The sequence below is a fragment of the Paludicola sp. MB14-C6 genome, from assembly GCF_030908625.1.
Taxonomy (GTDB): Bacteria; Bacillota; Clostridia; order Oscillospirales; family Ruminococcaceae; genus Paludihabitans.
On sequence record NZ_CP133133.1, the window covers coordinates 822,541 to 837,812 of the forward strand.

Annotated in this window: 18 protein-coding genes; 5 read left to right on the plus strand and 13 right to left on the minus strand. The window is 32.6% G+C overall.

The annotated features are described in order from the left end of the window. Positions 1-4: 4 nt before the first annotated feature. Together RBG61_RS03885 and RBG61_RS03890 are read left to right on the plus strand one after the other, a co-directional pair. The gene (locus tag RBG61_RS03885; RefSeq protein ID WP_307945975.1) at positions 5-667 is read left to right on the plus strand and encodes a potassium channel family protein; all 663 of its coding nucleotides are present in this window, start codon (positions 5-7) and stop codon (positions 665-667) included. 195 nt (positions 668-862) lie between these two features. After that, positions 863-1,093, plus strand: coding sequence for a hypothetical protein (locus RBG61_RS03890; protein ID WP_307945976.1), 231 nt, complete (start codon positions 863-865; stop codon positions 1,091-1,093). A gap of 207 nt (positions 1,094-1,300) precedes the next feature. Here the strand turns inward: RBG61_RS03890 and RBG61_RS03895 are convergent, their stop codons facing one another. The 6 genes from RBG61_RS03895 to RBG61_RS03920 all read right to left on the minus strand — a co-directional run bounded on the left by RBG61_RS03895 (position 1,301) and on the right by RBG61_RS03920 (position 7,049). Continuing rightward, positions 1,301-1,942, minus strand: coding sequence for an AAA family ATPase (locus tag RBG61_RS03895; RefSeq protein ID WP_307945977.1), 642 nt, complete (start codon positions 1,940-1,942; stop codon positions 1,301-1,303). Positions 1,943-2,200: 258 nt separating this feature from the next. Further along, positions 2,201-2,365, minus strand: a complete 165-nt coding sequence (locus RBG61_RS03900) for a FeoB-associated Cys-rich membrane protein (protein WP_307945978.1) — start codon at positions 2,363-2,365, stop codon at positions 2,201-2,203. A gap of 30 nt (positions 2,366-2,395) precedes the next feature. Next, on the minus strand, positions 2,396-4,414 hold the full coding sequence (gene feoB / locus RBG61_RS03905) for a ferrous iron transport protein B (protein WP_307945979.1): 2,019 nt from the start codon (positions 4,412-4,414) through the stop codon (positions 2,396-2,398). Between the two features lie 20 nt (positions 4,415-4,434). Beyond that, a complete protein-coding gene (locus RBG61_RS03910) occupies positions 4,435-4,671 on the minus strand; it encodes a FeoA family protein (RefSeq protein WP_307945981.1) in 237 nt (78 codons plus the stop codon). Between the two features lie 243 nt (positions 4,672-4,914). Beyond that, the gene (locus RBG61_RS03915; protein ID WP_307945983.1) at positions 4,915-5,298 is read right to left on the minus strand and encodes a hypothetical protein; all 384 of its coding nucleotides are present in this window, start codon (positions 5,296-5,298) and stop codon (positions 4,915-4,917) included. A gap of 116 nt (positions 5,299-5,414) precedes the next feature. Then, positions 5,415-7,049: a putative bifunctional diguanylate cyclase/phosphodiesterase gene (locus tag RBG61_RS03920; RefSeq protein ID WP_307945985.1), complete on the minus strand. Its 1,635-nt coding sequence runs from the start codon at positions 7,047-7,049 to the stop codon at positions 5,415-5,417. A 593-nt stretch (positions 7,050-7,642) separates the two neighbouring features. Here RBG61_RS03920 and RBG61_RS03925 point away from each other — a divergent pair. Together RBG61_RS03925 and RBG61_RS03930 are read left to right on the plus strand one after the other, a co-directional pair. After that, the gene (locus RBG61_RS03925) at positions 7,643-8,233 is read left to right on the plus strand and encodes an RNA polymerase sigma factor (RefSeq protein ID WP_307945987.1); all 591 of its coding nucleotides are present in this window, start codon (positions 7,643-7,645) and stop codon (positions 8,231-8,233) included. Positions 8,234-8,235: 2 nt separating this feature from the next. After that, positions 8,236-9,273: an anti-sigma-I factor RsgI family protein gene (locus RBG61_RS03930; protein WP_307945988.1), complete on the plus strand. Its 1,038-nt coding sequence runs from the start codon at positions 8,236-8,238 to the stop codon at positions 9,271-9,273. Between the two features lie 69 nt (positions 9,274-9,342). Here RBG61_RS03930 and RBG61_RS03935 read toward each other — a convergent pair whose 3' ends face one another. The 7 genes from RBG61_RS03935 to RBG61_RS03965 form a co-directional block, all read right to left on the minus strand. Continuing rightward, complete coding sequence (locus tag RBG61_RS03935) at positions 9,343-9,969, minus strand: ABC-2 transporter permease (protein WP_307945990.1); 627 nt, start codon at positions 9,967-9,969, stop codon at positions 9,343-9,345. After that, entirely contained in the window at positions 9,966-10,829 is an 864-nt protein-coding gene (locus RBG61_RS03940; RefSeq protein ID WP_307945992.1) for an ABC transporter ATP-binding protein, read from the minus strand. The genes RBG61_RS03935 and RBG61_RS03940 overlap by 4 nt, the downstream gene beginning before the upstream one ends. A gap of 12 nt (positions 10,830-10,841) precedes the next feature. After that, positions 10,842-11,216 (minus strand): GntR family transcriptional regulator, encoded by a 375-nt coding sequence (locus tag RBG61_RS03945; protein ID WP_307945994.1) that lies wholly within the window; start codon positions 11,214-11,216, stop codon positions 10,842-10,844. Positions 11,217-11,531: 315 nt separating this feature from the next. Continuing rightward, the gene (locus tag RBG61_RS03950; RefSeq protein ID WP_307945995.1) at positions 11,532-12,308 is read right to left on the minus strand and encodes a class I SAM-dependent methyltransferase; all 777 of its coding nucleotides are present in this window, start codon (positions 12,306-12,308) and stop codon (positions 11,532-11,534) included. Positions 12,309-12,654: 346 nt separating this feature from the next. After that, positions 12,655-13,008: an MmcQ/YjbR family DNA-binding protein gene (locus tag RBG61_RS03955; protein ID WP_307945997.1), complete on the minus strand. Its 354-nt coding sequence runs from the start codon at positions 13,006-13,008 to the stop codon at positions 12,655-12,657. 108 nt (positions 13,009-13,116) lie between these two features. Next, positions 13,117-13,635 carry a GNAT family N-acetyltransferase gene (locus RBG61_RS03960; RefSeq protein ID WP_307945998.1) on the minus strand — a complete coding sequence of 173 codons (519 nt, stop codon included), beginning with the start codon at positions 13,633-13,635 and terminating at the stop codon, positions 13,117-13,119. A 63-nt stretch (positions 13,636-13,698) separates the two neighbouring features. Beyond that, positions 13,699-14,358: a Crp/Fnr family transcriptional regulator gene (locus RBG61_RS03965; RefSeq protein WP_307945999.1), complete on the minus strand. Its 660-nt coding sequence runs from the start codon at positions 14,356-14,358 to the stop codon at positions 13,699-13,701. A gap of 127 nt (positions 14,359-14,485) precedes the next feature. Between RBG61_RS03965 and RBG61_RS03970 the strand changes: the two genes are divergently transcribed. Further along, positions 14,486-15,184 (plus strand): ATP-binding protein, encoded by a 699-nt coding sequence (locus tag RBG61_RS03970; protein WP_307946001.1) that lies wholly within the window; start codon positions 14,486-14,488, stop codon positions 15,182-15,184. Positions 15,185-15,272 lie beyond the last annotated feature (88 nt).

A 15,272-nucleotide genomic window follows, 5' to 3' on the forward strand; every position in this document is an offset into this window, starting at 1 on the left:
TTATATGAATATTATAGTTATCGGTGGAGGTAAGGTAGGTTATTATCTTGCGAAAACCTTACTAGAGCATGGCCATTACCCAACAATAATTGAGCAATCAAAGGCTACTTGCAACTTTATTGCAAATGATCTAGATATTCCAATTATTTGTGGTGACGGTACTAGTATTGAAACATTAGAAGCTGCAAATATTAAAGGTAGCGATGCACTAATCAGTGTTACCGGAAAAGATGAAAATAACTTAATCAGTTGTCAACTTGCAAAAAAAATGTTTGATGTACGTAAAACAATAGCTAAAGTAAACAACCCTAAAAATGCACAAGTTATGAAACAACTTGGTGTAGATATTGTCATTAGCAGTACAAACAACATCGTTCATTTATTAGAGCGTGAAGTTGATACTTCTATGATTAAACAATTAGTTAGTATCAGTCATGGAGAAGCTTCTATTTGTGAAGTCAATCTTCCTGACAACTATGCACTCAATGGCAAAAAGCTGCATGAAATTAAGCTTCCTAATATGTGTGTTGTTATTTCAATAAACCGTGATGGTTCTATAATCATTCCTCGTGGTGATACAGAATTAAAAAGCAAAGACACTATTATGTTGATGATTAAGAATGATACAACGCATGACATCAAACGCTTATTAAAAATTGAAAACTAGTCCAAAAGTCCTCTCGGAAATTCTGAGAGGACTTTTACTATTGATAAAATATAGCTATACTATACCATAAAACAGCTATCTATGCGTTATGTAATATAAATGGTAAATTATAAAATAAATTTTTTCAAATAATTTTTATTTTTTGAAACTTTTTGGGGTTCTGAATCGTATTAATAATAGAAGGAGCGTGAGAATATGAAACAAAATCAAATCAATACGACGGAGACTAAAAAAGCGCAAGGTATGGGCGTTTATATTGGCGTTTTAGTAAGTATGGTATTGGTGCTTTTATCTATTATGATTTTAGTGAATATTCTTCCGCCATATGATATTATAAAATCACAAGCAAACAAATACTCCATTCAATACCAACAACAAATGAAATCAAAAAATCATAACGATACTCCTATACTAATTGCAAAGTAATCCTTCCACTCACCCTCAGAAGAGCAGCAGCTATCAAATACGATAGCTGTATTTTTTTAGCTTCTTATTCAACAAAACATTAAATCTTGCAAAAGATTGGAATTCTTAGAGAATATATAGCAAGCCTCCAAAAGCTAAAATGCTTTTGGAGGCTTGTGTCACATAATGTTTATAATCAATGATCTCTTATAATCTATAATTCAAAAATTATAAATGAAAGTGTTCTTCTAAAAGATGCAATACACTTTCTTGTGTGTCTGTTGCCTTCCTTTCATAGACGAACAAACCACTTGCCTTCATCTGTTTTTGTTCCAGCTCATTTGTCAACTCAAGCCCCTTAAAGAGATTCTCAAAATACAAATGCGACAATTCCTGCTTAGCAACAAACTCAAAAAAATCTCTTTTCTCAGGTCTGTTAAAATAAACATCTCGAATTATGCTTTTATTTACAGTTAAAAATACAAGTTGATTATAATCAAGAATTTTTGTAGTATAAATCGGTGAATATAAAACATCAGCAATAACTCTTTGGTTGCGTGATAAGGTCATTAGGTCAATAAGCACCATCTCTGTTTGCTCTCTTAGTGAATTCATATTCCATCGAGCCTGCTCCTCTGCAGAGCGAGTCCATTGCTGGTAGAAGTCTTTCATATGATAACACATATCTGGCTGATATTTTTCATTTGCAACTTCTCTGTGGTATTCATACATTTTATCCATATCGTAGAGATACAAGTTATGCTTTTCTGCCAGCAACTTTGACATGGTAGTTTTTCCACCACAAGCTGTACCGCAGACGAAAATAACGTTTTTCAAATTGTACTTAATAATATTATCTTGAATAATCATATTTATCTCCTTTTGTGTATAACAATAAAACCTATAAATTATAGGCGTTTAAATCTAAGTGTTTTAATTACTTAATTTTATTATTGTTATACAAGAAAGCAACCAGCATTGCGTTTATCTCCCTCCGTACTATTTAAATGATATGTACCAAGTATAGCATTTCAATCTATGCCACGTCAATAATATAGCCCATAAAACAGGAAAAGGATGGATATAACCATCCTTTTCCTCTATACAGTCCCCTCGAAAGACTGTTCACTATTTCTCTTCTTTATGGTCTACTGCGCCGCATTGATTCTTTACGCCACAGCTCTTGCAATTCTCGCAACACTTGCCTTTCATCATCTTACGAATTTCTCTTACTACGATAAATACTGCGAGTGCTACGATAAGCCCACAAATAATATAAAATATCCATTCCATAATCGTATCCTTTTAATAATATCCTTTCTTTTAGTGAATAAACAACGAACCTATTTGATAAATCAGCAAGCCAACAAAATAAGCAATACCGGTTTGCATAACAGCTGTTCCCAACGCCCATTTCATGCTTCCCATTTCTTTACGTATGGTAACAAAAGCAGAAATACAAGGCATATACAAAAGTGAAAACGCCATAAATGCAAATGCAGATAATGGAGTAAATGCTCCCGCTAATGCTGATGACAATGCAGCTTGAGAGCCACCTGCAAATAAAACAGTGATTGTACTTACTACCGATTCTTTTGCTATCAAGCCGGTCAATAAAGCCACACTTGCTTGCCATGTTCCAAAGCCTAATGGAATAAAGATTGGCGCAATCCAAGCACCAAACTGGCCTAACATACTTTGATCTGCATCAGTTACCATTTGGAAAGATGTATTAAAGTTTTGGAACACCCAAACCAAAATGCTCATTGCAAAAATAATGGTTCCCGCTTTAATAATAAAGCCTTTTACCTTTTCCCATACATGTAATAAAATTGATTTCAATAACGGTAAGCGATATTGCGGCAATTCCATTACAAAGGGTGCAACATTTCCCTTAAATAATGTATTCTTTAAAACAACACCTGTTATAATTGCAACAACGATACCTAAGATATACATTGTAAAAACAATAAGGCCTTGATTTTTCTCAAAGAAAAGTTCAGCAAATAAAGCATAGATAGGCAATCTTGCACCACATGACATAAACGGAGTTAACATCATGGTGAGCTTTCTGTCTTTTTCATTGTCTAATGCTCGTGCTGCCATAACAGCTGGGGTAGTGCACCCAAACCCCATCAACATTGGAATAAAAGATTTTCCTGATAATCCAAGTTTTCGCAAAAGTCTGTCCATGATAAATGCCGCTCTTGCCATATATCCGCTATCCTCAAGCAATGATAAACACAAGAATAAAATCGTAATCTGAGGTAAAAACACCAAGATTCCGGAAACGCCGCCTATAATTGCGTCTAGGAATAAGCCATATGCCCAATCAGGTGCACTTGCATTATCCAATAACAGTTTCACTCCTGGTGCTAATAATCCTTGAAATAAATAGTCTACCCAATCGCTTAATACTGTCCCTATCGGACCAAAGGTCAACAAGAACATACCTAACATCATCAATAAAAAGATAGGAATAGCTAAAAACCGATTGGTTACAATCTTATCGATTTTATCCGATACCGTTAGCTTGTTCGCATCTTTTCCTTTATTCAATGATTTTTTTGCTACCTGCTCAATATATTTATATCTTGCATCTGCGAGCATAGTCTCACGATCTCCATACTCGGCTGTGCCCTCATAAGCTACGATAATTTCTTCAATACGAGCCATTTGATTTTTAGATAAATCCAGTTTTTTAGCAGCTTGTTCGTCGCCCTCCAATAGTTTGCCTGCAAAAAACTGTAATGGAATTGCTTTATCATAATGCTTTTCACTTATAATAAACAAGATATCATTTAGCGCATTTTGTGTCTTAGTATCATAAACAATTTTCGGTATGCAATACTCTTTTCCATGTGCTAACTTTTCCGCTTTTTTTAATACTTGATCAACATTATATCCACGTCGAGCCGTAATTGGTACAACAGGTATACCAAGTTCAACCGCTAGTTTATTACAATCTAGTTTCCAACCTTTTTGTTCAACGTCATCCATCATATTCACTGCAATAACCATTGGACGTCCCAATTCCATCAATTGCACAGTTAAATACAAATTTCGCTCTAAATTCGTTCCATCTATAATATTAATAATTACTTCGGGATTTTCATCAATAATATAGTCCCTCGTAACGATTTCTTCCATTGTATAAGGCGATAGCGAATAAATTCCTGGAAGGTCTACTATCTCGCTATGTCCTACTTTTGTTTTTCCAACTTTTTTTTGAACCGTAACCCCAGGCCAGTTTCCAACATATTGATTGCTTCCTGTCAATACATTAAACAACGTTGTTTTACCGCAATTGGGGTTTCCGGCTAGTGCCATTTTATGAGCCATAAATCCTCCAAATTTTCCGTTTACTTTTTATCATTTTTTATAATATGAATACTATGTGCTTCCGTATTACGAATGGTAAGTTCATATCCTCTTAGGTTAATTTCAATTGGATCGCCAAGCGGCGCTACCTTTCTTACCATGATTTCAACACCAGGCGTGATGCCCATATCAATCAAACGACGTTTCAATGCGCCTTTTGTTTCAATTTGTGTTACAATACCCTTTTCGCCGGGACGTAAATTCTTTAATGTTGCCATTTATCCTCCTAACCATTTTAAAAGCCATTTTCTAATATTTATATCATATATCCATGCAAGTTTGCATATGCTAACTCATATTATACACTATTGATTGAGTTTGTCAATGCTAACTTGCACTAAATTAATCATTGAAATTAAATTTTTTATGTAAAATATATGGATGAAGCCTATTTTCAATGGATTTAAAGCGCAAATTACTACAAGTAAAACGGAGAAAATTTTTCTCCGTTTTACAATGTCCTACTTTAATCTTGATATAAACTGACAATATACATAGACATTTTGAATTTTTTTGGCTTCAATTCCTTCTATTGTTTTAATAATAGGTTTTGTCTCAGATGGGGTAGTATAAAGCTTGAATACAATGGCATCTTGCCCTACTCTCATATTTCTTATATTTTTATATTGATAATTTTGTTTTGCTATCCCCAGATATTCAAAAATTATGGTTTCAATTGTATTATTCGTGAAACACCGCAGAACTTCATCTTGTGTATGCAACTCCATTATAGCTTTTGCTTCTTCAAAGGACAGATTTGTGCATTTAAACTCTCCTTGGTTAATAACCGTAATCATGTTACTATTATCTAATAATAACAATGGTGTAGCTAACTTATCTGACATCACTTGTCCTTCTTTCTTACTAGTATTATGCTATATATTATGATACAAGTTATAGGAATATGAAGGACAAAACTACAAAAAGAAGATAAGGTAGTAGCCTTATCTTCTTTTAATTACTATTTTAAACTAAGCTCGACTTCTTTTTGATTTGATAACAATGCAATAAATTCTTCTTTTGGCATAGGCTTTGCATACAAATACCCTTGAATGTAATCACAAGATAATCGTTGAAGAAGCTCCTTTTGCTCTTGCGTTTCAACTCCCTCAGCTACTACTTTTTTTCCTAATTTATGAAGCATTGTAATCACAGAGTCAAGCAAAATATAGTTATTCGCACTAGCGTTCACAATAGAACGATCCAATTTTACAGAATGAAATGGTAAATTCAATAAATAAGAAACATTAGAATATCCTGCCCCAAAATCATCAAGCGCAAAAATGACACCATTATTGGCAAAAAAATTCATTACTTCTTTTACGCCATCTAATGAATCAATCAAAATGCCTTCTGTTAATTCAAGTATAATATGGCTTGGCTCAATGGATTTACTTTTCATTAACGATATCACTTTATTTGTTAATTCCTTTTGCATAAAATTCACCGCAGATAAATTTACTGCAACAGCCTTTATTGGTATTTGCTCCGCTTGCATTTGTTCAATTATCTCAGTAACCTTTTCAAATACAATATAAGTAATTTCGCCAATCAAGCCTGACTTTTCTGCTATCGGAATAAATTCCGAAGGAGCAATTACACCAAGTTCTTCATCCGTAAATCTCAACAATGCCTCTGCATACTCAAACCTGTTTTCTTTTATGTTATATATAGGTTGATAATATAATTCAAACTTATCTTCAATAATGGCACGTTCTAAAGCTGATTTTACATTATGACGACGATTCAATTCTAACATCAACTTGTCATCAAAGTAAACTGCTCTTTTTTTACCACTTGCTTTTGCTTGATATACTGTAAAATCTGCAGTTGATAATAATTGTTCTGCTGATATAAATTGCGCCGGAAAAGGAACCACCCCGATTGATGCACTTAACATAAAAATAATACGATTATATTCCCAAATAACATTAAATCGCTCTAAAATTGCATTTACAATGTGCTTTACGTCTTTACATTGTTGTTTCGTTAATATAAGTGCAAATTCATCACCGTTATAACGATAGATAACTCCATCCGGAATAAATTGCGTTAGATAATTTGCAACCACTCTTAAAATAGCGTCACTATTTTCTTGTCCGAATGTTTGGTTTACAAATTTAAAATCATCTAAAGACACAATAACCAAGTATCCGCCGCCACGATATCGATGAAAATTACGTAGTTTTTTTAATAGGCTTGTCCGATTAGAAGCTCCTGTTAATGTATCTATTGAAATTTTTCGATTTTGTAGAAATAGATATGTCATTAACAAAGAACATGTTAAAGCAGCATTCGTAAATAAAACTTCCGGCAAGCAAAGCTGCAAATGCAGAGCTAAAATCACCAGAAATGGGAAAATACAAATTACAATTACCTTTGAGATTTCAACAGATTTAGCTTTCCATATTGCTGTTGCTATTGTTATAATAGAGTAAAATGCGCTAACATGCATTAACACATTTGTCCCAACACTTTTGTTCATAAAGTATGGCAAATCTGCATTGAAAAACGCAGCAGAAATGGATAAACAAATGGTTAAGATTAAAAAAGCCACATAAGGTAAAGCAAACAAGCAAACGTAATAAATTGACATATTTTTTCCATGAAAGATTGTTAAATAGCCATAATAAAACCATAACAGACTAAGCAGAGGCGTTAACATATGATTAAAAGCCTGAACCATTATATGTACTGTTCCGCTAAACTGAAAGCTCAAAATAAAAACAGCTATTAACTCAACAATAATATTTACTACTGTTAAAATTGAGATATAGCGAAAAAGCCTACTACGTCGACTATGTGACGTATTGTTTTTACTCATATCAAAAAGAAGAATAGAGATAAATGCAAGAGAGAGAATGTTTGTTTCAATATGGCAAACCATTAACATTTTCCTTTCAATATCAAAATAAGCAATAATTATCAATATTATATTTGTGATATATATGTATATTTTACAATTTTTATTTAAAAATTACAACTGCTAAAAATTGACTTTTTGTATTTATTTCAAATAAATATGTTTAACTGATACAAAATATTGACCAATATTTACTTGACTTAATCTATATCGACGCAATTCTACAAAAACTTTACTTTATTCAAATGAAATTATAAAATATTATAAAAGCATGCGATAAAATGAAGTTCAACTGCATTATTATAGTAAAGAGAGGGATTTTACTTATGTTTTTATTCTGTATCATGCCAACGGATCAAAAGGCACGAAAAGAGTGTTGCAACAAAGCTATTTTAGATGAACAATGGCTTTCTCTTATAGCACAAAATGATAGACAAGCTTTTGAAAAATTATATCGTGCCACAGACAAAACACTATTTGCATACATCTTATCAATACTAAGAAATACTGAAGATGCACAAGATGTAATGCAAGATACCTACTTAAAAATTAGAGCAAGTGCACATCTTTATACTCCACAAGGCAAACCCCTTGCTTGGATATTAACAATAGCAAAAAATTTATCTTTCATGAAACTAAGAGAACAAACTCGTAAAAGAACCTATTCATTTGAAGAGACTTTAACAGAAGCTATCTATCTGGATGATATTACAAATAACGAAGATACCATAATATTAAAAGCTGCCCTCACTACTTTAAACGATACAGAAAGACAAATTATATTGCTACACGCCATTTCAGGATTAAAGCACCATGAAATTGCAGATATCCTACATATTCCACTTTCAACATCCCTTTCTAAATATCATCGAGCACTTGCAAAGCTAAAAAAACAAATCGAAAAAGAGGTGTGTTAATTATGAAACGTAAAATAATCAATGAGCGTCTTCAAAAAGCAATTTATCAAATTGCACCGGATGTTTATGACCAAGTTTCAACTACATATGTTAAACCAATAGAAAGAGAGGACTTTACTATGAAAAACTCCGCAATGAAAACATTGACCCCCAAGCGACTCATTCTTGCTTTCTCAGCTATTGCAATCGCTTTATGTATTCTGATTGGCGGAATCACAATTTCCTCTACCAATAAAATTGATTCTGTAATTAGTCTTGATGTAAATCCAAGCATTGAAATCGCTACCAACAAAGCAGACGAAGTAATTCAAGTAAATGCACTAAATGAAGATGCAAAAATAGTTACAAACGAACTAGAGCTGGAACATACCGATATTGAAGATGCTATTCCCGCTATTATTGATTCCATGGTTGAAAACGGATATATCAATGAAGATAAAAATGCAATTTTAGTAAGTGTTTCAAATGAAGATCCAAATAAAACCGAAAATTTAGAGAACATAGTTGAAACAGACATTAACGAAACTCTTGAAGACAAAAATATTGAAGGAAATATTATTAAACAAAACGCAAATAATGATAAGTCTATAGCAAAACAAGCTGAACAATACGGTATTTCAGCAAATAAAATGGCTTTTATCCGCAACATTATGAAAAAAGATAGTTCAATAACACTAGAACAACTATTACCTCTTAACATAACGGAGTTGATGAAATTTATTAACAACAAACATATTCCAGTAGATGAAGTTACAAATAAACCACATAAAAAATCATCCGCTAGTTCTTCAGAAAATTCTATCAGCAGTGCACCAGAAAATAAAAACGCATCATCTCATTTACCTGCTTCTAAAGAAAATAAAAAAGAGGAACAAAATAGTAGTTTATCTTCTAGCTCCTCTAAAGAAAAAATCCAAAATAACAACGGAAATAATAAAGATGAAAAAAATAGTAGTTCATCTTCTAGCGTTTCCTCAGAAAAAGGAAAAAGTCAAAACAGCAATGGAAATAGTAAAGATAAGAAAAATGATACCAACTAATTGTTAATTCAATTGTATTACTCCATGAAAAAGCAAGTGACTAAGGAAAACATCCTTAGTCACTTGCTTTTATAATTCTTTTTTCATAAAGATCGATTTTGACGCTTCATAAGAAAGATAAATGATAATTAACAACACAATAGGTATCGCATAGCCTATCGATTTTAAAAATTCATCAGAAGGTAATGAGATTTTTAACTGTGATAATAAAAAGCTTAATCCCATTGGTATTAAAGCAACTAAGAAAATAATCAGTCTTGCCTTTTCCACACCAAATTTATAAACAAACGGCAATAACACACTAACAAAAAGCATACCCGCTCCGGCTATTGCGCCGCAAATTAAAATCTGTTCAAACACCATATAGCTTTTATGAAGAAAAAGAGAAATAATCCAGTTTATAATAAATGCTAAGAATGCACCAAATAAAGTTAATATGAATGCAAGCACATACTTTGAACGTACAATCTCTTTTCTGCTAATGGGCATTGAAAGCGCATATTTATCCCATTTTGCTGCTTCATCATATGAAAATGAGGTAATCGACATCATTGAACAAAGTAAAACAATCATTCCCGATAATATTGTTGCGTCTTTTGCAATGAATGCATTAACAGCAAAGAAAATAATAATTACAATAATTGTTTTATTATATCTTTTTAAGTTAATAAAGTCTTTTATCAGCAAGCCTCTCATAATCTTTCCCCCTTTACAAACAATAACATCATTTCATCAATAGAGGTTTGATCTACAACTACGTTCGAATATGTTTTAGAAAAATAGTGCTTATCGGTTACCAATACATCTACGCCAAATTCATTTTTTCGATAAGCAATCATTTTTTTCTTATCCATAAGCTGAAAATCCGAAGCTTTGCATTTTAATATTCCATATTCGTATATCAATTTATCTTTTGATTCGGAAAATAATATTCTGCCTTGATGAATGAATGTAATATAATCTGCAACCTTTTCCAAATCACTTGTTATATGCGAAGACAGCAAAATAGAGTGTTCTTCGTCTTGAATAAATTCTAAAAATACATCAAGAATTTCACTGCGCACAACAGGATCTAATCCACTTGTTGCCTCGTCTAAAATCAGCAACTTTGGTTTATGGGCTAATGCACAAGCAATTAAAAGCTTCATGTTCATACCTTTTGAAAATTCTTTTATCACTTTTCCTTCAGGCAAAGCAAAGCGCTTTAGATAATTTAAGAAAAGAGTATTATCCCAATTGGTATATATATTACTTAATATTTTCGCAATATCAAGTGGAGTTAAATTTTGTGGAAAATTGCTTTCATCTAAAACAACGCCAATATCTTGCTTGATCTTTTTTTCGTTATTTTCATGGTCTAGCCCAAATATTTTTATCGTTCCGCTATCTTTATGAATTAAGTTTAATATTGCTTTAATTGTTGTTGTTTTTCCTGCTCCGTTTTCCCCAACGAATCCCATAATACTGCCTTTCGGCAAATTTAAATTTACGTTACTTAAATGAAAATCTTGATAATTTTTAGATAATTTTTCTATTTGTAAACAATAATCCGTCATCGATGTTCCCCCTTAATTATCTTCATATAATAATGTGAGCATTTCCGTTAACTCCGCCAACTCAATTCCGCTTTTCTTTGCAATATCAACTGCCTCTTGCAAATGTTCTTCACAAAATTTAAGCTGCTGTTCTTTTAAGAACTCTATATTTTTGCTTGCAACAAAGCTCCCTTTTCCGGTTACTGTTGCAATAAATCCATCTCGTTCTAAATCTTCATAAGCTCGCTTTGTCGTAATAACACTAATACGTAATTCTTTTGCTAATAGGCGCATTGACGGAAGTGCATCGCCTTCTTTTAATTCACCAATCATTATCATATTTTTAATCTGACTTGTGATTTGTTCATAAATTGGTTTACCACTTGAATTACTGATAATTAACTCCATCTCTACACCTCTAAAAAGAGCATTCAAACTGTGCACTTGTTCTCAAGCTCTTAAATATTGTATATATACTGTATATACAATATAACACCGTAATATTCCTTTGTCAATAGATTGTTAGAATTATTTAATCAATTAACTATCATTATTTACAGATAGTCAGTAGGCATAACCCAATGATTAACACCTGATATATAGCAAGAGGGCAACCAAGCCGATACTGGCGAGGTTGCCCACACTTTCAGTGTAATCAAGATTAGCTTTAGCAGTGCGTAAAATGTTCATATCAAGCGAATACTCATAATAGAAACTTATAAACTATATTTTTCTTGCCCAAACAATTGCTCTATTTGTTGTTTCGCTAATTGGATTTTTATTGTAGTCACCATAAATGTTTTCAACACAATATCCATACTTTTCAAGCCAATTCTTTATTTGGTCAAGCGTTGCAAAATGCTTTTTTGAGTTAATCTTTTGCTCGATTTTCGTGCCATCTTTTAATGTTAGCTCAAATTTGCGAACAAATTCATTCATTCCGGTTTCTTTATCAAAGGTGCTGTCAGAAAGCGTCATTTTCCCATAAGTTCCATCACTATCAGTGCCTTCCCAAATAATTCTTTCCTCTGAAAAGCAAAACCAGTTTTCGGGAGATAATGTATAACCATAATCAATATAAATATGTCCTCCGTACTCAAGAGATTTTGCTGATTTTTTAAATAATAATTCTTGTGCTTTGTCATAACTATTCTCTGAAACAATGTTAAATAGGAAATTACCTGCCAGCATAACCACATCAAAATTTACATCCCATTCATCGAGTATGACGTCAGATTTTTTGTAAGATATGTTTTTTAAACCAATAGCTTTTGCTCCGATTTTATATAACATATACTCGTCAAAATCAAGTCCTAAAACAGAGTGTCCAGCCTTAGCGAGTGGAACCAATATTCGACCACTTCCACAGGCGATTTCAAGAATTTTTTTAGGTTGGGTACCCATAATATCCAAAGCGAACTCGACATCGTTTGTTTCGGTTTCATCTTTGTCGTACATATCTGCTATCCATTTTGAGATTACTTTTTCTTCGTTAAACATATTTCCTCCGTTGTGTTGGAGGGTTAAAGTATAGTCACCCTCCAAATTATTTTTGTAGGTACTAATATTGTATTTTTCATATTATTCATTCCTTTCAATAAAATTATATATTATAACGCGCCAAGCGATACAACTAAGGGTATATAAATTCTCTCACTGAGCGTTAAATTTCCTCACTACCACTTTTTAATATGGTAGTATATATAGAAAAGTTTACCACAAAAAAGTTAAGCTTTCAACAGGTTTAATATGAATAACAGAAAGTATAATCACTATGAAAGCTAAAATCCTTTCACAGTCTTTATGTAAGTATTGACTATAAAAAATAGATCAATGACTAACCTTCCTATATCAACTCTGCTTGTTGTTTCTTTGGTAATGATTTTACAATTAGGCTATATGACATATCAATCATTTCTTTTATGACAGCTTGTGGTACTCCTTGGTCGAGTAAAATAGAATTCCAATGTTCTTTATTCATATAATAGCCTGCAGTTATCTCTTCATATTCCGTACGCATCATTTGACCAAACATTGGCTCACATTTTACCGTCACAATCGGTCTTCCTTGCTTATCATGACAGATAGCTGCAAACAGTTTTCCATTTATCATATATCTATCCCATTGCCATTCCACTTTAAAATCTTTTTCGACACCTTTTTTCTTCATGCAATATTCGTCAATCCATGTTTTGTCCATTTTCTTTTCTCCTATCATTGTCATTTTGCGGTGCATGAGTGTAAAGCAGTTTACATTACACTGGTGAAATATATATTATTGAACTTCTACAAATAATAACAACTTGCACTAATCCTTTTCAATCACATACACATAATGTGGCATAGTGACGTTATAATAGTTAATTGTAAACTCATTTTGCTTTGTAAGTCCTACCCGTTTTGCTACCGCTTGAGAGGAATAGTTATTATCTCGAATAAACGAAACTACCCTATCTAGCCCCAACGTTGTAAAGGCATATTCTTTACATGCAATTGCGGCCTCTGTTGCATATCCCTTATGCCATTCGCTACGCTTTAAAAGATACCCTATTTCAAATTCAGTTCCAATCGGAGAGTTTTGTTTCGTTAAACCTGCTTGTCCGACAAATTTCCCTGTTTTCTTATCAATTAGTGCCCACAATCCAATCCCATCATCCTCATAACGTTTAAGCTGACGATTCAGCCAATCGGTTACTTCTTCATCAGAAAAAGCATGCTCATACGCATACATTGCTTGTTCATCTTGCAAAATATCGCTCAAATTATTCCAATCATCTTTTGTTAGTTTTCTAGCGTATAATCTTTTCGTTTCAAATATCTTATCCATCCCATTTATCCTTTACTCTTTTATTTACTTAATCGACATATATCTACAAAATGTATTATTAAATTAAAATAATACAGAAAATCTGTTCTTTTCAAATGCAATAACACCCTCATCTCTCATTTTGCATAGCTCTCTTGATAATGCACTTCTATCAACACAAAGATAGTCGGCAAGCTCCTGACGAGAAAAAGGAATGTGAAATGTGCACGCATTTTGTTTCTGCCGTTGCTGATTAAAATAAGCTTCTAATTTTTCACGTATTGTTCTTCCTGATACTACTTCTAATTTTTGATTCAACAATAAGTTCTTATATGCAATAATTCGCATCATATTTTCAATCAGCTTTGTATGAAATACACATGCATTTTCACATTCTGTTATCATCTTTTTAAAGTTGATAAATAAAACTATACAATCACTCATTGCAGTTACGTTAACGGGAATTTCAGAAATACCTGCGCAAACAAAAGTCTCAGCAAATAAATCAGATTGCGTTACTTCCGTTAAAATGGTTTTATCGCCATAAATGTTTTCTTTGGATATCTGAACAACTCCACTCAAAACAATACCCACGCTGTTAACCGAATCTCCAATAAAAAAGATTGTTTGATCCTTAGAACAATTGACTATTTTTGGATGAAAGCAATTTAAAATATTATGGATTTCAAATTCCTGCATACCTTTAAATAACGGACATTTCATTAAAATATCAATTTGCTTCATAAAACCACCATTCAAATAATTTTAAAATTTGTTGCAAATGCAACGTAATTGTTAGATAGATTATACTATACTAATAACAAGAAATCAAATAGAAATAATAAATTCAATAATATGAAGGAGAATGAAAATGATTCGTAAAATAATTAAAATTAACCAAGAGAAATGTAATGGATGTGGGCTTTGTGTTTCCGCTTGTCACGAAGGTGCAATTGGTATGGTTGACGGAAAAGCAACACTACTTCGAGATGATTACTGTGATGGTTTAGGCAACTGTTTACCGGTTTGCCCTACTGATGCAATTTCATTTGAAGAGCGTGAAGCTTTGGCTTTTGATGAAGCGGCAGTAAAACAAAATATGGAACAGTTAAAACCACTTGCTTGCGGCTGCCCAGGTACACATGCAAAAGCAATCCAAAGAGAAGCAAAACCCGCTCCACTTGCTGTTACAGCAAACGAAATGCCTTCTATGCTAAATCAATGGCCTGTTCAAATAAAACTGGTTCCTGTAAATGCACCTTACTTTAATGGAGCTAACTTGCTAATTGCTGCTGACTGTACAGCATTTGCTTATGGCGATTTTCATAACAAGTTTATACGAAATCATATTGCAATCATTGGTTGTCCAAAACTGGATGAAGGTGATTATTCGGAAAAACTGACTGCAATTCTTCACCAAAACAATATTAAAAGTGTTACAGTGGTGAGAATGGAAGTTCCTTGCTGTGGCGGTATTGCCAATGCCGCTATTAACGCACTACAAAACTGTGGTAAAATGATACCTTGGAATATTGTTACGATCTCAACAGATGGAGAAATTATAGAATAATAAATAAAATGGGTAATTATTTGTGTTAAATTAAAGCATTCCATTTATATGCAATAAAAAGCTTTCAACCATAGTTTGTTGGAAATTG